The 16645-nt window shown below is 65.0% G+C and carries 15 protein-coding genes and 1 pseudogene; 6 read left to right on the top strand and 10 right to left on the bottom strand.

The features are described 5' to 3' along the window. Positions 1-6: 6 nt before the first annotated feature. From ADAD_RS0115010 to aroC, 3 genes and pseudogenes are all read right to left on the bottom strand, one after another. Positions 7-138 (bottom strand): annotated as a pseudogene (locus ADAD_RS0115010) (chorismate synthase); the annotation flags it as partial. Between the two features lie 7 nt (positions 139-145). After that, positions 146-676 carry a GNAT family N-acetyltransferase gene (locus tag ADAD_RS0115005; protein ID WP_010415478.1) on the bottom strand — a complete coding sequence of 177 codons (531 nt, stop codon included), beginning with the start codon at positions 674-676 and terminating at the stop codon, positions 146-148. A 10-nt stretch (positions 677-686) separates the two neighbouring features. Further along, entirely contained in the window at positions 687-1775 is a 1089-nt protein-coding gene (gene aroC, locus ADAD_RS0115000) for a chorismate synthase (protein ID WP_010415476.1), read from the bottom strand. Positions 1776-2092: 317 nt separating this feature from the next. Here aroC and ruvA point away from each other — a divergent pair, with 317 nt between their 5' ends. The 4 genes from ruvA to ADAD_RS17035 all read left to right on the top strand — a co-directional run bounded on the left by ruvA (position 2093) and on the right by ADAD_RS17035 (position 6396). After that, entirely contained in the window at positions 2093-2692 is a 600-nt protein-coding gene (ruvA, locus tag ADAD_RS0114995; protein ID WP_010415472.1) for a Holliday junction branch migration protein RuvA, read from the top strand. Between the two features lie 252 nt (positions 2693-2944). Next, a complete protein-coding gene (locus tag ADAD_RS0114985) occupies positions 2945-3484 on the top strand; it encodes a DsrE family protein (RefSeq protein WP_029140180.1) in 540 nt (179 codons plus the stop codon). Positions 3485-3947: 463 nt separating this feature from the next. After that, positions 3948-4976 carry a Holliday junction branch migration DNA helicase RuvB gene (gene ruvB / locus ADAD_RS0114975; protein ID WP_010415460.1) on the top strand — a complete coding sequence of 343 codons (1029 nt, stop codon included), beginning with the start codon at positions 3948-3950 and terminating at the stop codon, positions 4974-4976. A gap of 226 nt (positions 4977-5202) precedes the next feature. Then, positions 5203-6396, top strand: a complete 1194-nt coding sequence (locus ADAD_RS17035) for a PEP-CTERM sorting domain-containing protein (RefSeq protein WP_158005199.1) — start codon at positions 5203-5205, stop codon at positions 6394-6396. A gap of 150 nt (positions 6397-6546) precedes the next feature. On the opposite strand, the gene acnA is transcribed toward ADAD_RS17035, so the two are convergent. Next, positions 6547-9222, bottom strand: a complete 2676-nt coding sequence (gene acnA, locus ADAD_RS0114960; protein ID WP_010415452.1) for an aconitate hydratase AcnA — start codon at positions 9220-9222, stop codon at positions 6547-6549. Positions 9223-9354: 132 nt separating this feature from the next. Next, a complete protein-coding gene (locus ADAD_RS0114955) occupies positions 9355-10263 on the bottom strand; it encodes a DMT family transporter (protein ID WP_033193443.1) in 909 nt (302 codons plus the stop codon). Between the two features lie 178 nt (positions 10264-10441). Here ADAD_RS0114955 and ADAD_RS0114950 point away from each other — a divergent pair, with 178 nt between their 5' ends. Continuing rightward, positions 10442-11830: a L,D-transpeptidase family protein gene (locus ADAD_RS0114950; RefSeq protein ID WP_010415446.1), complete on the top strand. Its 1389-nt coding sequence runs from the start codon at positions 10442-10444 to the stop codon at positions 11828-11830. A 6-nt stretch (positions 11831-11836) separates the two neighbouring features. Here the strand turns inward: ADAD_RS0114950 and ADAD_RS0114945 are convergent, their stop codons facing one another. Together ADAD_RS0114945 and ADAD_RS0114940 are read right to left on the bottom strand one after the other, a co-directional pair. Next, positions 11837-12268: a hypothetical protein gene (locus ADAD_RS0114945; RefSeq protein WP_010415444.1), complete on the bottom strand. Its 432-nt coding sequence runs from the start codon at positions 12266-12268 to the stop codon at positions 11837-11839. A gap of 77 nt (positions 12269-12345) precedes the next feature. Next, complete coding sequence (locus ADAD_RS0114940; protein WP_010415441.1) at positions 12346-13086, bottom strand: murein L,D-transpeptidase catalytic domain-containing protein; 741 nt, start codon at positions 13084-13086, stop codon at positions 12346-12348. Positions 13087-13161: 75 nt separating this feature from the next. On the opposite strand from ADAD_RS0114940, the gene ADAD_RS0114935 reads away from it, so the two are divergent. Then, positions 13162-13689 carry a hypothetical protein gene (locus tag ADAD_RS0114935; RefSeq protein ID WP_192807596.1) on the top strand — a complete coding sequence of 176 codons (528 nt, stop codon included), beginning with the start codon at positions 13162-13164 and terminating at the stop codon, positions 13687-13689. Here ADAD_RS0114935 and ADAD_RS16150 read toward each other — a convergent pair. The 3 genes from ADAD_RS16150 to ispG are packed head-to-tail and all read right to left on the bottom strand — an operon-like array spanning position 13607 to position 16475. Next, on the bottom strand, positions 13607-14569 hold the full coding sequence (locus tag ADAD_RS16150) for a histone deacetylase family protein (protein ID WP_010415436.1): 963 nt from the start codon (positions 14567-14569) through the stop codon (positions 13607-13609). The genes ADAD_RS0114935 and ADAD_RS16150 overlap by 83 nt on opposite strands. A 31-nt stretch (positions 14570-14600) precedes the next feature. Next, positions 14601-15290: a hypothetical protein gene (locus tag ADAD_RS16905; protein WP_139020487.1), complete on the bottom strand. Its 690-nt coding sequence runs from the start codon at positions 15288-15290 to the stop codon at positions 14601-14603. Between the two features lie 33 nt (positions 15291-15323). Then, on the bottom strand, positions 15324-16475 hold the full coding sequence (gene ispG / locus ADAD_RS0114920; RefSeq protein ID WP_010415430.1) for a flavodoxin-dependent (E)-4-hydroxy-3-methylbut-2-enyl-diphosphate synthase: 1152 nt from the start codon (positions 16473-16475) through the stop codon (positions 15324-15326). Positions 16476-16645: the final 170 nt, after the last annotated feature.

Genomic DNA, 16645 nt, shown 5'->3' with positions numbered 1-16645 from the left:
GAACGCCTATTCCCCGCACTGCGCCCGGTGCAGCAGCGCCTGATCCGCCAGCGCGCAGGCCATCACCGCCTCGACCACGGGCACGCCGCGAATGCCGACGCAGGCGGCGTGGCGGCCCTTGGTGCTGATCTGGGTTGCTTTGCTCTCAATCCCCGTCCTGGCCTGGGCCGAGCCCTTCGAGCCACATCCAGCGCGCATCCGCGCCGTAGGATGCGAGCTTTGCGGCGATTGCGGGCGAGTGGCCTTCGCAAAAGCCAAGCCGGTGCCAGAAGCTGTGCGCGCCTTCCACGGCCACCAGTTCCGCCTCGCCAAGCCCGCTGGCTCGGGCAGAGTCGAAAGCACGGGCGACCAGCCGCTCGCCCAAGCGAAGCCCGCGTGCGTCCGGCGCGATGGCGAGGTCGTGGATATAGAGCACGTCGCTCGCCCCGGCGGGGCCCGTCAGAGTGCCGATCGCGGGCGGGTTCGCCCGCTCCCACCCATGCGCGATCAGATACCCGACCATCGCGCCCGCCCGGCGGCCCGTGAAGCAAAAGGACGGTGAGAGACCTAGCCGCGCGGCGAACACCGCCGGACCTTCCTGAAGCGACACGGGATAAGCCTGCGCCTGGATCGCGAGCGCTTCGGGAATATCGCCGGGCTCCATCGGCGTGATGTGCACGCCATTGCCGCCGCTCATGGATCAACCGCTACCCGCACTGCGCCCGATGTAGCAGCGCCTGATCTGCCAGCACGCACGCCATCATCGCCTCGACCACGGGCACACCCCGAATTCCAACGCAGGGGTCGTGGCGGCCCTTGGTGCTGATCTGGGTCGCTTCACCCTCCCGCGTGATCGTGTCGACCGGGGTCAGGATCGATGATGTAGGCTTGAACGCCACGCGGCAGGTGACCGGCTGGCCGGTGGCGATCCCGCCCGCGATGCCGCCCGCGTGGTTGGCGGCGAACTCGGGCGCGTCTCCGCCTGCCGAGGGCCGCATCGGGTCGGCGTTCTGCTCGCCCGAGAGACGCGCGGCGTCGAAGCCGTCGCCGATCTCCACGCCCTTGACCGCATTGATACTCATCATCGCCGCTGCCAGCTCGCTATCGAGCTTGGCGTAGAGTGGCGCGCCCCAGCCCGCAGGCACGCCGGTCGCCACGCATTCGACCACCGCGCCGAGCGACGAGCCTGCCTTGCGCGCGTCGTCGACCAGTGTTTCCCAGCGCTTCGCAGCGTCCGCGTCGGGGCACCAGAAGGGGTTTTGCCCGATCTGCTCGGCGTCGAACTTTGCCGGGTCGATCCGGTCGCCGCCGATCTCTGCGACGTAGGCGAGGATGCTCACCTGCGGCACGACCAGCCGCGCGACCGCGCCTGCCGCCACGCGCATCGCGGTTTCGCGTGCGCTCGACCGCCCACCGCCGCGATAGTCGCGGAAGCCGTACTTCGCGTCGTAGGTGTAGTCGGCGTGGCCAGGGCGATAGGCCTGCGCGACGTTCGAATAGTCCTTCGATCGCTGATCGACATTCTCGATCATCAGCGAAATCGGCGTGCCCGTCGTGCGCTGTATTCCGTCTTGGCCCTCGAACACGCCCGAGAGGATGCGCACCGCATCGGGCTCGCGCCGCTGGGTGGTGAACTTGCTCTGCCCCGGCTTGCGCTTGTCGAGCCACGGCTGGATGTCTTCCTCGGTGAGCGCAATGCCCGGCGGGCACCCGTCGACGACCGCGCCGATCGCCGGCCCGTGGCTTTCCCCCCAGGTGGTGAAGCGGAAGACCCGCCCGAATGTGTTCCAGCTCATGCGCGAAGCGTTGCCGCAAGCACGGCGCGCTGTCCACGGCGCAACGCTTGCCGTGAATTTTCCTACTCCGCCGGGGCGCGGTATGGTGCGCGCCGCTCTTTCCCATTGTCGGGATTCGGGTTTGCCCGACCTGATCGAACGGATCGATAAATGCTCACGCAGTGATCGAGTGGATTTCCACCCCTGGACACTGTGTCAGGTGTGTCAGGGCGGCGTCCGGCTTGGCAAAACCTGCGCACTGCGCTGGCATTGCGAGTCGGCCTAGGGCAGGAACAGGCGCGCTCAAGTAGCGAAGCGGTAGCGCAGAATAGAGACTCATGATTGCAAAGCTCACAGGAACGCTCGACGCGACCGGCCCCGACTGGGCAGTGATCGACGTGGGCGGGGTGGGCTACCTCGTCCACTGCTCTACCCGCACGCTCGACGCGCTGGGCAGCGAGGGCGGGGAAGCGCGGCTGTTCACCGACCTGCAGGTGAGCGAGAACGACATGCGCCTGCTCGGTTTCGCCGAGGCGGCGGAGCGCGACTGGTTCCGCCTGCTGACATCGGTGCAGGGCGTGGGCAGCAAGGTCGCGCTGGCGATCCTCTCCGTCCTGTCGGCGGGCGAGGTACAGGCGGCCTGCGCCAGCGGCGACGCGGCGATGGTCGCGCGGGCGAACGGCGTGGGGCCAAAGCTGGCGGGCCGGATCGTCAACGAGCTGCAGGACAAGGCGGGCGCGCTACCTGCGGCCCCGGGCGGGGTGGCGGTGGCGGCTCCCAAAGGCGGGGCGAGCGCGGACGCGGTCTCCGCGCTGGAGAACCTCGGCTTCAAGCCCGCAGTGGCGGCCAAGGCCGTGGCCGAGGCGATGGGCGAACTGGGAGAAGGCGCAAGCGAGGGCGAGCTGATCCGCATCGCGCTCAAGAAGGCGGCGGGGTGATATTCAAAAGGGGCAACTATGGGGATTTGCGGCTGAACGGCTGCATCAAGGTGTGGGTGCCTGTCATCCTCGGGATGATCCTCGCAGCCATGGCAATCGTTCACCACGTGACGGATTGGATCGAGGCTGTTGAGCAATGTGACGCGCAAGGCGGCGCATGGGTTGGTGGCGCAATGCCTGGCGCTTACTGTGTGGAAGCACCTGAGGAGCCAATCGCGTGGTAGTTCGCAAACAAGGTCGAAGGATCGGAGTATGAAGCCCGTAGCAGTTGCCATCACGATGGCTCTCGGGATCGGCGCGCCTGCGGCGGCGCAGGAGGCCTCCTACGGGCCGGTGTTCACCGAGTTCGGCCCCGTGGCGGACGTGCCCGATGCCGACTTCGCCATTCCCGAGGACGCGAGCTTCCATGTCGCCTTCGACGTTGCGCGCGCTGCCGAGGAGGGCAAGCTCAACCGCGGCTTCGAGAGCGCGGCGCGGCTCATCAACATGCACGCGCGCGCCGGGGTCGAGCCGATGGAGAACCGCGCGGCGGTGGTCGTCCACGGCGCTGCGGTGCTCGACCTGCTGAGCGATGACGCTTGGGTAGCGCGCGATCGCGGCGAGGCGAACCCCTCGGGCGCGATGGTGCGCGAAATGATCGACCAGGGCGTGCGCTTCATCGTCTGCGGACAGAGCGCGGCGGGGCAGGGCGTCGCAAAGTCCGAACTGCTCCCCGGCGTGGAACTCGCCCTCTCCGCCATGACCGCCCACGCGCTGCTCCAGCAGCAGGGCTATACGGTGAACCCGTTTTGAGGGCCCTTCTTTCCTTCATCGTTTTGCTGTGTGCGGTCATGGCTGCGCCAGCGAATGCCTGCATGTCCACCGGACCGGACGGATACTCAACCGGTTTGGTGTGGGAAACGAAGCCGACCAATGTACCGGCGGATAGCATCCTGCTCGAGGTGACTGACCCGCGTCCGATAGCGGATGCTTGGGCATTTACCGCGCGTGTGATTGCAGGACCGGATGCGATGCAGGGGAAACGTTATCGCTTCGTACCAATGAACAACACGTCGTGTGTAGGGTGGGGCGCTGAAGAAGGGTTCATGGTGATTAGGCGCAAGCCGAGTACTATGGAAGTTGCCGGCTCCGAAGTGGGGGTGTGGGAGGTTATCGATTACGCCCCCACAATCTTCAACGAGATTATGAGACGGATATTCGGAGGTCCGCCTTGGCGGTACCCGGGCAAGCCATCCGACCGGCTAGAGTGACCAACGTGACCGACCAACCCCTCCACACCCCCGAACGCCTGCCGGACGATCCCGATGCGGCGCTGCGGCCCAAGAGCCTCACCGAGTTCATCGGGCAGGAGGCTGCGCGCGAGAACCTCGGTGTGTTCATCGCCGCCGCGAAGACTCGCGGCGAGGCGATGGATCATACGCTGTTCTTCGGGCCGCCGGGGTTGGGGAAGACCACGCTGGCGCAGATCGTCGCGCGCGAGCTGGGGGCGGGGTTCCGCTCGACCAGCGGGCCGGTGATCGCCAAGGCGGGCGACCTCGCCGCGCTGCTGACCAATCTCGAACCGCACGACGTGCTGTTCATCGACGAGATCCACCGCCTCAATCCGGTGGTCGAGGAAGTGCTCTATCCCGCCATGGAAGACCGCGCGCTCGACCTGATGATCGGGGAGGGGCCCTCGGCGCGATCCGTCCGGATCGACCTGCCGCCCTTCACGCTGATCGGCGCGACCACGCGGCAGGGCCTGCTGACTACCCCCTTGCGCGATCGCTTCGGCATTCCGGTGCGCCTGAACTTCTACACGCACGAGGAGCTGGAGCGGGTGGTGACGCGCGGCGCGAACAAGCTGGGCCTCAAGATCGAGCCCGATGGCGCGCGCGAGATCGCGCGGCGCTCTCGCGGGACGCCGCGTGTTGCAGGCCGCCTGCTGCGCCGGGTGCGCGACTTCGCGAGTGTCGACAACGCGCCGAGCATCACCGCGCAGGTGGCCGACAGCGCGCTGACCAAGCTGGAAGTCGATTCGCTGGGGCTCGATGCGATGGACCGGCGCTACCTCACGATGATCGCGGAGACCTATGGCGGCGGCCCGGTCGGGATCGAGACGCTGGCGGCGGGCCTCGCCGAACCGCGCGACACGCTGGAAGATGTGGTCGAGCCGTTCCTGATCCAGCTCGGGCTGGTGGCGCGCACTGCGCGGGGGCGCTGCCTCAATCCCGGCGGCTGGCAGCATCTGGGGCTGGATGCACCGAAAGGTGATTCGCCCGACCTGTTCGCGGGTAAGTCCTGAGAATGGCGTAACCCTTCGTCCGGGGGCGGTGCCAGCATGGGACAGGTGGCGATGCAGCCCGGCGGCGCTCCGCCAGATCTTCGCAAATCAATGCCTTTTCATGGTTAATCGCGTTGCGCGAAGGCCCCTGCATCGGGCCTAAGGCAAATAGGCGCGCTGTACCCAACCATCGGAGCCGCCGGTGGCAACGGTTTGTAAAGCGCTCTGCAAGTAAAGAGCCTGGCATATGTCGATGAAGATCGCCCTCGCAAAACTATCCGCCACCGCAGCGGGCACCGCAATGCTTGCGGGCGGAGCGCTCCACGTGGCCGAAGAGCAGGTCGGGGAATACGGGTACAAGTCCGTCAAGGAAGACCCGGCGCCCGCCATGCGCTACATCAAGGAAGACCGCGTTGTAGAGCGGGAGGTGCCCCGCACCACGCTGCGCAAGCGCCGGGTCGTCAAGCGGACGGTGGAATGCGTGCCCGCCAGCCTGGCTGGCCAAGGCTATGCAGGCGGTGTCGGTGCGGGCGAGCAGATCGTCTACGACGCGCGCGAAGGCCGCGCCCAGATATCGCACTATGACGAGGATCTTGTGGCCGCAGCAGAAGCCTGCGCCCGGATGGGCGACGGCGCATCGCGGACCGTGGTGGCGGTCGCACCCACCGCAACCCAGGTCGGATTTGGCGGCGGCGGCTTTGCCGGCGGCGGTGGCGGCCAGGGCGGAGGCCCGGTCGTGATCGGCGGCAGCGGAGGCGGCGGTTTCGGCGGTGGCTTCTTCGGCGGCTTCTTCGGCGGTGGCGGCAGCAGCGGTGGGGTGGCGATCAGCACGACCACCAGCGGCGTCGGATCGTCGAGCGGCGTCAATATCGACATCGAGGTCGGCAGTTCCACTTCGACTTCGGGCGGGTCCACATCCACTTCGTCGTCGTCCTCGACGTCCACCTCGGGCGGATCGACTTCGACCTCCACGTCCACCGGTGGGCTGACGTCCACCACGACCAGTTCCTCCTCCGGCGATGTGTCGAGCTCGGGCGACGTTTCGAGCTCCTCGTCGGGTGACGTATCCAGCTCATCCTCGGGCGACGTTTCCAGCTCGTCTTCTGGCGATGTTTCGAGTTCATCCTCGGGCGATGTCAGCTCCAGTTCGTCGACCTCCGGTGACGTGTCGAGCAGCAGTTCCACGTCCGGCGATGTGAGCAGCAGCTCTTCGACGTCGGGCGATGTTTCCAGCAGTTCCTCGACCTCGGGCGACGTATCTTCCAGTTCGTCCACCTCGGGCGACGTCAGCACCTCGGGCTATTCGAGCACGGGCGGTTCGGGCCATCCGGGCGGCAGCAGCGGTACGCCGGTCCCGGCACCGCCTGTCGGCCTCCTGTTCGGCGCGGCCGCGCTGGCCATCATCACCCGCCGCAAGTGGGCTTCCAGAACCGACGACTGATCGGCGCTTCGACCGCAAGGGTCGCAGGAGCGCTGTGTCTTGGGCGGGGGCGGCTTGCCAGGAGCCGCCTCCGCCCTTTCCATTTCCGGATAGCAAAAGGCCCGACCGCTTCGCGCGGCCGGGCCTTTCGTTTTCGGACCGTTGCCAGGCTTACTGGCTGGCGAGTTTGCGGATCACGTACTGCAGGATGCCGCCGTTGCGGTAGTAGTCCAGCTCGTTCTCGGTATCGATCCGGCACTTGGCGGTGAAGCTGAAGGTCGAGCCGTCCTCGCGGGTCACATCCACGGTAACGTCCTGCGCAGGCTTCAGATCGGCGAGGCCGCGAATGGTGAAGCTGTCGGTGCTGGTGAGGCCCAGACTCTCCCGGTTGTCGCCATCCTTGAACTGCAGCGGCAGCACGCCCATCCCGACCAGGTTGGAGCGGTGGATACGCTCGTAGCTCTCCACGATCACGGCGCGCACGCCCAGCAGGATCGTGCCCTTGGCGGCCCAGTCGCGGCTGGAGCCGGTGCCGTATTCCTTGCCGCCGATCACCACCAGCGGCGTGCCGTCTTCCTTGTGACGCATCGCGGCGTCGTAGATCGGCATCTGTTCGCCCTTGTAGGTGGTGTAGCCACCTTCGACGCCCGGGACCATTTCGTTCTTGATGCGGATATTGGCGAAGGTGCCGCGCATCATCACGTCGTGGTTGCCGCGGCGGCTGCCGTAGGAGTTGAAGTCCGCCTTCGCGACCTGATGGTTCTTCAGGTACTCGCCCGCCGGGCTGTCTTCCTTGATCGAGCCTGCGGGGCTGATGTGGTCGGTCGTGACCGAATCGCCCAGAATGGCGAGCGGCTTGGCGTCCGCAATGTCCGCGACCGGCTCCGGATCCATCTTCATCCCGTCGAAGAACGGCGGGCTGGCGACGTAGGTGCTGGTCGGGTTCCACTGGTAGGTATCGCTCGCCTCGACCGTGATCGCGCGCCAGTGCTCGTCACCTTCGTAGACGTTGGCGTAACGATCGACGAACATGTCGCGGCCGACATTGGCTGCGCGCAGGTCCGCGATTTCCTGATTGGTCGGCCACACGTCCGCCAGCATCACCGGCTCGCCCTGCTCGTCGAGGCCGAGCGGGGTGTCGATGATGTCCTCGGTCACCGTGCCCTTGATCGCGTAGGCGACCACCAGCGGCGGCGAGGCGAGGAAGTTGGCACGCACATCGGGCGAGACGCGGCCTTCGAAGTTGCGGTTGCCCGACAGGACCGAGGCGGCAACGATATCATTGCTGTTGATTGCCTTGCTGATCGGCGGAGCGAGCGGGCCCGAGTTGCCGATGCAGGTCGTGCAGCCATAGCCGACAAGGTCGAAGCCCATGGCATCGAGATCGTCCTGCAGGCCCGACTTGACGAGGTAGTCGGTGACCACCTGCGATCCGGGCGCGAGCGAGGTCTTCACCCACGGCTTGGGCTTGAGGCCCTTCTCGCGCGCCTTCTTGGCGACCAGACCTGCGGCGATCAGCACATCCGGGTTGGAGGTGTTGGTGCAGCTGGTGATCGCGGCGATCACGACGTCGCCGTCGCCCACGTCGTGGTGCGTATCTTCCACGTCGACGCGGTGCGGCTTGTCCTTCTTGTAGATTTCCTTGAGGTCGCGGTTGAACAGCTCGTCCACCTCGGGAAGCGCAACCTTGTCCTGCGGGCGCTTGGGCCCCGCAAGGCTGGGCACGACCTTCGACAGATCGAGTTCCAGCGTGCTGGAGAAGACCGGCTCCACATCGGGGTGGACCCACAGGCCCTGTTCCTTGGCATAGGCTTCCGCAAGCGCAATCTCGTGCTCGTCGCGGCCCGTGAGGCGCAGGTAGTCGAGCGTCTTGTCGTCGATGCCGAAGAACCCGCAGGTCGCGCCGTATTCGGGCGACATGTTGGAGAGCGTCGCGCGGTCCGCCAGCGTGAGCGATTCAAGGCCGGGGCCGTAATATTCGACGAACTTGCCGACCACGCCGTGCGCACGCAGCATCTGCGTGGCGGTCAGCACGAGGTCGGTCGCGGTGACGCCTTCGGCGAGCTTGCCGGTGAACTTGAAGCCGACCACTTCGGGGATCAGCATCGAGATCGGCTGGCCCAGCATTGCGGCTTCGGCTTCGATCCCGCCGACGCCCCAGCCCAGCACGCCAAGGCCGTTGACCATCGTGGTGTGGCTGTCGGTGCCGACGCAGGTGTCGGGGTAGGCGACCATGGTGCCGTCAGGGTCTTCGCTCGACCACGTGCAGCGCGCGATGTATTCGAGGTTTACCTGGTGGCAGATGCCGGTGCCCGGAGGCACGGCAGAGAAGTTCTCGAAGCTCTTGGAGCCCCACTTTAGGAAGTCGTAACGCTCCGCATTGCGGGCGTATTCGAGCTCCATGTTCTTTTCCATCGCCTTGGGATGGCCGAACTCGTCGACCATCACCGAGTGGTCGATGACCAGGTTCACGGGGACCTGCGGATTGATCTTCTGCGTGTCGCCGCCCAGCGCCTTGATCGCGTCGCGCATCGCGGCAAGGTCGACCACGCAGGGCACGCCGGTGAAGTCCTGCAGCAGCACGCGCGCAGGGCGGTACTGGATTTCGCCGCCGGTTTCCGGCGTCTGCACCCGGCTGGCGATTTCCTTCGCATTGTCGACCGAAACCGTGTGGCCGCCGTCTTCGAAGCGCAGCATGTTCTCCAGCAGAACCTTCAGGCTGAAGGGCAGGCGCGAGACGTCGCCGATCTGCTCGGACGCCTTGGCGAGCGAGTAGTAGGCGTAGTCCTTGCCGTCGACGGTGAGGGTGCTGCGGGTTCCGAGGGTGTCCTTGCCGACCTGGGTCATGGTGCTGGCGGTCCTTTCTGTTGCTTCTTGCGGCGGGTTGGTGGGCTCTTGCCCATCCAACGGGCGGGGCGCCGATATGTGCCGCGCGCTTTTGCCTGTGCGGGTGCGAAAATCAAGCTCTCGCGCCGTGTTTCAGGGAGCAGATGCCTCCGGGCCGCCCGCGACGCGTGCAGGAGCGCGCCCTTTCGAAGCGGCAATCCAGGTGCCGACAACGATCAGGGCGACCCCGGCAATCGTGCCTGTGTCCACGCTTTCAGCGAAGAACAGCCAGCCGAACAGCGCCGCCCAGCAGAAGCCCGAGTACTCGACCGGCAGCAGTGCCTGGGCTTCGGCCCGCGCGTAGGCCCATGCTATCGCCATCGCGCCACCAACGGTCAGCAGGCCGGCCATCACCAGGCCCGGTTGCACCGCAACCGGCGGGGCAACGAAGAACCAGGGGGCCGCGATGCCCAGCACGATGGCCGAGATACCGCCATGGAACGCGGCCACCTCCAGCGGCCCGGCGCGCTGGGATTGCATGCGGATGATGATGAAATTGAGCGCGTAGAGGATCGTCGAGACCAGGATCGACGCAAAGCCCAGTACCGCATCGCCATCCATCTCCCCCCGTCCCAGGCGTGCGCCGAGTATCACCAGTGCGCCGGCAAAGCTGACCAGCGAGGCCAGGACCGCGCGGCGGGTGATCCGCTCGCCCAGCAGGATCGCCGCGAGGTAAAGCGCAATCAGCGGCGCGACGAAGGAGATCGCGATGGTTTCCGCGATCGGCAGCTTGGTCAGCGCGTAGAAAAACGTCAGCCCCATGAAGGCGGAACAGACGCCGCGCAGGACATGCAGGCGGAACGTTGCCCGGTCCGGCCAGTGCCTGCGCCGGGCCAGCCAGAGAGGTGCGGCTATCGCGGTGGCAATCGCGGCACGCAGCAGGGCGGCGGAAAACGCCCCGATGGCCAGCGCTGCACCCTTCATGAAGGCATCCATCAGCGACAGCATGGCGACGCCTGCAAGCGCAGCAAGAAACGGCGCGAGGGGATGATGTTCACGCATGATCGCACCGCGGTAGCGCAAAGCTGGCGAAAGCGTCACACTTCTGCCGCACAGATCGAGGAAATTCAGGCTTCATAAAGCGTTGTCGCTTGATGATTGCTGCAATTTCGGCAGAGGTTCATGCGCATGGGGACCGCCTCGCGCGCGCCGAACCCGACAACAGGACCCACTGATCGCCATGAACAAGATTACCGCGTCGCTTCTCCTGCTCGCTGGCACCGCGATGGCCTCGCCCGCAGCGCTGGTCGCTCAGGACATGCCTGCCAACCTTCTGCCGGACGAACAGGGCCCCGTCGAGCAGGACCCGCAGGATGACGACGCGGTAACCTCCGGCACGGCGACCGGTCCGGTGGAGCTGTCCAGCGATCCGGTGGTCCAGCAGATCGATCCGGTGGTGCAGCAGTGGTCGGTTGCGCAGGCGCAGTCGCTGGCAGCCGTCATCGAAGGCATTGCCGCGCATGGTCTGATCCCTGCCGACTACGACCTCGCGGGCCTGCGCGCGCACATTGCTGCGGGACCGGGCGCGACGCTCGATGCCGAAGCCAGCAAGCGTTTCGTCTGGCTGGTCGAGGACATGCGCGACGGCCGCACGCCGATGGACGGTCGCAAGCAGTGGTTCGTGATGGATCCGGACGCGGACCGCTATCGCAGCGGCACGATCCTGAAGCAGGCGCTGAGCGATGGCGACATCATGGGCGCGCTGGAAGGCGTGGCTCCGCTTCACCCCGATTACGCCGCGCTCAAGGCCGAGCTCGCCAAGGCGCAGCCGGGCAGCAAGCGGTACAAGCTGGTGCAGGCGAACATGGACCGCTGGCGCTGGCTGCCGCGCGATCTGGGCCACCATTACCTGATCACCAACGTGCCCGAATATCAGCTGCGCATTACCGTCAACGACAAGATCATGAAGACCTACCGCACCATCGTGGGCAAGCCGGGCCGCACCGCGACCCCGCAGCTCGCAGAGAGTGTGGAGGGCGTGATCCTCAACCCCAACTGGACCGTGCCGCAGTCGATCGTGAAGGGCGAAGGGCTGGGCGCGCGCGTGCTGAACAATCCTGCATGGGCGAAAGCCAAGGGCTACACCGCGACCCGCGGGGCGAATGGCTACATCAGCGTGGTGCAGGGCCCCGGCCCGGGCAATGCTCTGGGCCGGATGAAACTCGACATGCCCAACCGGCACGCGATCTTCTTCCACGATACCCCCTCGCGCAATCTGTTCAGCCAGTCCAACCGCGCGCTCAGCCATGGCTGCATCCGTACCGAGCGTGCGACCGAACTGGCCTTCACGCTGGCGATCCTGCAGGCCGGGCTGACGGCGCAGGAGGCGACCGATATTCTCGCCAGCGGCGAGTATACGCGGATCGGCTTCGACACGAAGATGCCCGCGTACATCACCTATTTCACGATGGCGACGAACATCGACGGCAAGATGTCGACCTTCAATGACATCTACGACCGCGACGCGCCCGTGCTCGCCGCGTTCGAGGCGCCGCGCAAGGCCAACCGCAGCCGCGTGACCGACGAGGAAATCATCGAGATCGTCAACGACCCGCGCGACATTGCGTAAGGTCGGCTAGTCCAGTTCGGCTTCGTCGAGCATCGAGATCACGTTCTGCCGGTAGAAAAAACCTGCCGGCAGAGCGAAGCCGAGCACGATGACGAAAGGTATCGGGTCGAAAGTGCGCCAATCGTCCATTTGATTGGAATAGTCGCCGAGCAACCAGTGAGATGCGAATGCTGCGCTTGCCAGGATCGCCGGCAGGATCAGCAACCATGCGCCGCGATGGCGAATGCGCTTTCCCAGCATCCATGCCACGGGCAGGCCGAAGATCGTCAGATAGAACGCGGTAACGAATGTAGCTGCCACGAGCGAGACGACCAGCATCAGGCTGAGATAGAACAAGCCGTTCAGGACGGCCATGGGCGTCGCTGCCCAATCCGTCCCGACCATGCTTGCAAGAGCCAGGACCCCCAGCACGGACACGCCGCATATTGCCGCGATCATGCTGGCGGGCACGATGGCGGCGAGCAGGGGTACCGATCCGAAAGCTCCCGCACCGTAGCCTGGGCGGTAGGGCACGCCTAGGACACGCCGGGGTTGGTCTGCTCGAAGGTTTCCTGCCGGGGCTGGCGCAGGATGTGGTAGCCGTTTTCCGGCTCGCCCACGATGGTCTGGGGCGGATAGGCGCGGGTGCCGTCTTCCTTCAGGCCCAGCGCCTCCGCGTAGAGCAGGCGGCCGCCGGACAGGTTGAGCAGCGCGATCTTGAACTGCTCCTCGCCCAGCGCGAAGCAGCCGTTGGAGCGGCCCAGCCGTCCCCAGCGCTCGATATGCGAAGGCTCCGCATAGCTCGCACGGTGCATCACGATGTAGCGCTGCAGCGCGTGGCTGTTGGTTTCATCCAGCCCGCCAAGCCGCACCGACGTGCCGAACTTGCCGGTGTACCATTCCCAGGTGATGTAGGCGCCGCGGCTGGTCGCGTTCGAGCCTTCGACATTGGAAAACATGTTGAGCCAGCCATCATGCTCCGGATCGGAGCCCGTGCCGTGGCTGACGTGGAAGCTCTTCACTTCCTGCGCATCGAGATTGACGAAATGGAACCGCCGCTCTGCCGAATGCAGGCCGTAATCGGCGATGCCGACGATATCCTTGCGCCAGATGACGTCGCCCGCCTTGTCCAGCTCTCGCTTGGCGATGGCGAACAGCTCCCGGTCGCGCGGGCTTCCGGGCATAGGCTGCGCGAAAACCCTTGCCGGCAGGCTGGCCGAGGCGCCAAGGGCGATGCCGGTGCCGAGCCCGGTCTTGATGAGATCGCGACGCTTCATGACTGAAATGTGCTATAGCCCAGCTTAATGAATGCTTGAAGCCGAATTACGTTAGGGCCTTTGGGGGGTTCCAGGATGCGACAGTTTGTTCTTGCCGGATGCATGCCGCTGCTGGCGCTTGCCGGATGCGTGCCGCGCGATCCGACGCCGGAAATCCTGCCGCCCGCGCCACTGCCTCCGGCACCGGCTGCGACGAACCCCGCCACGCCCGCCATCTCCCACGGTGCGCCGACCCGTGTGCTGAGCGAGACCGATGCAGACCGGTTGCGCCATACCAGCGGCATCACGCTGCAATGGATCGGCTGGGACGAGCGTGGGCCGCTCGAGGTGACGGTGGACGATGACGGCGTGTGGCAGCTTTCCGGCAGCCAGACCGGCGAGGACGGTGGCGAGCTGCTGGTACGCGGCCGGATCGTGGAGATCGGCGAGGGATACTTCACGCTGCGCGGGCTGGTGTCGATCGAGGATGCGCCCGATGCGGGGCGAAGCTGCCGGCAGGACAAGATGTGGCATTTCGCCATCACGCAGAACCGGCGCTACTACCGGCTGCGCGAGTTCGAGTGGTGCGACTATCTGACGGACTACGTGGATATCTATTACTAGCGGGCGCGGCGTAGCGGGCATTTTCGCTCGCCATCGCGATCATCGAGCGTGCGTGCCGTCCCGCCACCTCGCGCTGGTCCTCTCCGTAGCCTCCGCCCAATGCGCTGGCGAGCGGAACCCTGCGCGAACGCACCGCATCCACCACATAACGCTCGCGGCGCTCCAGTCCTGAATCGCTCAGCGCAAGCCGTCCCAGCTTGTCGTTCGCATGCGGGTCCACCCCGGCCTGGTAGAGCACGATATCGGGCGCGAAATCGTCCAGCAGGCGCGGCAGGTGCGCGTCCAGCACCGCAAGATAGTCGTCATCCCCGGTGCCGTCCGGCAGACCGATATCGAGGCTGGAGCGGGCCTTCCTCACGGGGAAGTTCTTTTCCGCATGGATCGAGAACGTGAAGATGTCGTCGCGCCCGGCGGTGAGGCTGGCTGTGCCGTCGCCCTGGTGGACATCGCAGTCGACGATCAGCACGCGGTCCGCCTGCGCTTCGCCGATCAGTCGGTTGGCGCACACAGCGAGATCGTTGAAGACGCAAAAGCCAGCGCCCGTATCGTAAAGCGCATGGTGGCTGCCGGCCGCGCTGTTGGCCGCATAGCCGTGCTCCATCGCCAGCTGCGCCGCCAGCCAGGTTCCGCCATTGGTGTGGCGCACCCTGCTGGCGATATGCGGCGTGACCGGAAAACCGATCCGCCGTTCCTTCTCGCGCGGGACCTGCGCGGCGAAGACCTGCTCGACATAGTCGGGGCAGTGCACCGCCTCCAGCCATTCACGCGGGCAGGGATCGGGCGCGTGCTCCACCATTGGCTCGCCGCTCGCCCGCAGTTCTTCCATCACGAGATAGTACTTGTCGAACTTGAAGGTGCCGCGTTCCGGGCGCGGTGCCATGTAGTCGACATGGTGGACGACGTGGAGGATGCTATTCCTTCCTATCCTCTTCGGGTGCCAGTTTTTCCTTGGAACGGGTCGAGTTCAAAGTCGGAGGTGTAATTGGGTGGGCGTCAGGCTCGGATTCTTCAGTTGGCTTGGAGGAAAATCCTCCTTCGCCTCGTACTTTATCTGTATTTAGTGAATTTATAGTGCCTGGCTTCGCTATAATTGCTGGAAGAACTAGCGATTTTTGCTTCGAGTCCGATCTAGATGATTTTAAAACCTTCCGTTCATTGTCCAATACCTCAATTGCGCCATGAGATTTTTGACGATGGTATTCTAGCACTTCATAGAACGCATCAATCTGTCCACTATCTGCAAGTGATATTAGTTGATCTATCTCAATGTTCAGATTTCGCATTTTGAGGCGCATCTCATAAAGACGCGAGGCGATACGAGGATTGGCAAGCCTAAGCGTATCTATTGAGAAGATAGCGGAATCTGTCGGGATTTTAAGCTTTTCTAGGTGCATCAGAATCGGAAGGCGATGTTTTTGCTTGCAAATATTTTCGATAACGGAAAGATTAAGTGTAAGATGCCGTGCTATATCTTTGAATTCTTCATGGAGATAGCGGATTTCATTAGCGCTTTGTATCCTTCGTAAAACTACGGGTCGCAGCCAGACGGTAATGAAACCGCCGACGGCCACTACGATGAGCGACAGCAGTGATACGTCCATTAAGCGTTCCCTTCTGCCGCACGAAGTTAGGGGCTACTCCGCCGCTTCCACCGCCGGTGCTGCGTGCGGATCGAAGGCCGTGGCCTCGCCCGCCTCGATCTTCGCTGCCTTTTCTTCCACCAGTCGGACGATGTGATCGAGCATCGACTCGTCCTCGACATGGTGATCGGTCACGCCGCTCAGATACACCATGTGCTTGCCCTTGCCGCCGCCGGTGATGCCGATGTCGGTTTCGCGTGCCTCGCCCGGGCCGTTCACGACGCAGCCGAGGACGGAGAGGCTCATCGGCGTCTTGATATGCTCGAGCCGCTTCTCCAGCGCCTCGACCGTGCGGATCACGTCGAAGCCCTGGCGCGAGCAGCTGGGGCAGGAGACGACGCGGACACCGCGGGTGCGCAGGCCCAGCGCCTTCAGCATCTCGAACCCGACCTTCACTTCCTGTTCGGGCTCTGCGGAGAGCGACACGCGGATCGTGTCGCCGATCCCCGCCCACAGCAGCGATCCGATGCCGATGGACGACTTCACCGTGCCGCCAATCATGCCGCCCGCCTCGGTAATGCCGAGGTGCAGCGGGCAGTCGACCGCATCCGCCAGCCCGTGATAGGCGGCCACGGCGAGGAATACGTCGGAGGCTTTCACCGCCACCTTGTATTCGTGGAAATCATGGTCCTGCAGCAGCTTGATATGGTCGAGCGCGCTTTCGATCAGCGCTTCGGGGCAGGGCTCTCCGTACTTTTCCAGCAGGTCCTTCTCGAGGCTGCCCGCGTTCACGCCGATACGGATGGCGCACCCGTTCGCCTTGGCGGCGCGGACGACTTCGGCCACGCGCTCGCTGGAGCCGATGTTACCCGGATTGATCCGCAGGCAGGCCGCGCCCTTGTCGGCGGCTTCCAGCGCGCGCTTGTAGTGGAAGTGGATGTCCGCAACGATCGGCACATTCGCGGCGCGCGTGATCTTGTCGAAATGCCGCGTCGCCTCTTCGGTGGGGCAGGACACGCGGATGATGTCTGCGCCCGCATCCTCGCACCGGCGGATCTGGTCGAGCGTGGCGGCCACATCCTCCGTCGGAGTGTTGGTCATCGTCTGCACGCTGATCGGCGCATCGCCGCCCACGGGCACGGAGCCGACCATGATCTGGCGGGACGGACGGCGCTCTATCGTGCGCCAGGGGCGAATTGCATTCATGCTCTTACGTCTTTCGTGCCGGACTGCTGACACACCTGACACAGTGTTCAGGGGAGGAAAACCTGGCGCCTCGCGCGCGGTCGTCTGCTTGCATCATATGGCTGCGATGCTTCGATTTTACGACCCCTGGCATGGCACGGGGCTTAACATGCCATGGGGCAGTAGGAAAT

The sequence above is a fragment of the Citromicrobium sp. JLT1363 genome (assembly GCF_000186705.1).
In the GTDB taxonomy this organism is placed as follows: domain Bacteria; phylum Pseudomonadota; class Alphaproteobacteria; order Sphingomonadales; family Sphingomonadaceae; genus Alteriqipengyuania.
Note: the sequence above shows the minus strand (reverse complement) of the source record. Positions and strands in the feature narration are given on the sequence as shown.

What these genes read in the sequence shown, in the direction of transcription:
- ADAD_RS0115005 (WP_010415478.1), bottom strand. Translation starts at nt 676, where the DNA reads ATGAGCGGCGGCAATGGCGTGCACATCACGCCGATGGAGCCCGGCGAT.
- aroC (WP_010415476.1), bottom strand. Translation starts at nt 1,775, where the DNA reads ATGAGCTGGAACACATTCGGGCGGGTCTTCCGCTTCACCACCTGGGGG.
- ruvA (WP_010415472.1), top strand. Translation starts at nt 2,093, where the DNA reads ATGATTGCAAAGCTCACAGGAACGCTCGACGCGACCGGCCCCGACTGG.
- ADAD_RS0114985 (WP_029140180.1), top strand. Translation starts at nt 2,945, where the DNA reads ATGAAGCCCGTAGCAGTTGCCATCACGATGGCTCTCGGGATCGGCGCG.
- ADAD_RS17035 (WP_158005199.1), top strand. Translation starts at nt 5,203, where the DNA reads ATGTCGATGAAGATCGCCCTCGCAAAACTATCCGCCACCGCAGCGGGC.
- acnA (WP_010415452.1), bottom strand. Translation starts at nt 9,222, where the DNA reads ATGACCCAGGTCGGCAAGGACACCCTCGGAACCCGCAGCACCCTCACC.
- ADAD_RS0114955 (WP_033193443.1), bottom strand. Translation starts at nt 10,263, where the DNA reads ATGCGTGAACATCATCCCCTCGCGCCGTTTCTTGCTGCGCTTGCAGGC.
- ADAD_RS0114950 (WP_010415446.1), top strand. Translation starts at nt 10,442, where the DNA reads ATGAACAAGATTACCGCGTCGCTTCTCCTGCTCGCTGGCACCGCGATG.
- ADAD_RS0114945 (WP_010415444.1), bottom strand. Translation starts at nt 12,268, where the DNA reads ATGATCGCGGCAATATGCGGCGTGTCCGTGCTGGGGGTCCTGGCTCTT.
- ADAD_RS0114940 (WP_010415441.1), bottom strand. Translation starts at nt 13,086, where the DNA reads ATGAAGCGTCGCGATCTCATCAAGACCGGGCTCGGCACCGGCATCGCC.
- ADAD_RS0114935 (WP_192807596.1), top strand. Translation starts at nt 13,162, where the DNA reads ATGCGACAGTTTGTTCTTGCCGGATGCATGCCGCTGCTGGCGCTTGCC.
- ADAD_RS16150 (WP_010415436.1), bottom strand. Translation starts at nt 14,569, where the DNA reads ATGGCACCGCGCCCGGAACGCGGCACCTTCAAGTTCGACAAGTACTAT.
- ADAD_RS16905 (WP_139020487.1), bottom strand. Translation starts at nt 15,290, where the DNA reads ATGGACGTATCACTGCTGTCGCTCATCGTAGTGGCCGTCGGCGGTTTC.
- ispG (WP_010415430.1), bottom strand. Translation starts at nt 16,475, where the DNA reads ATGAATGCAATTCGCCCCTGGCGCACGATAGAGCGCCGTCCGTCCCGC.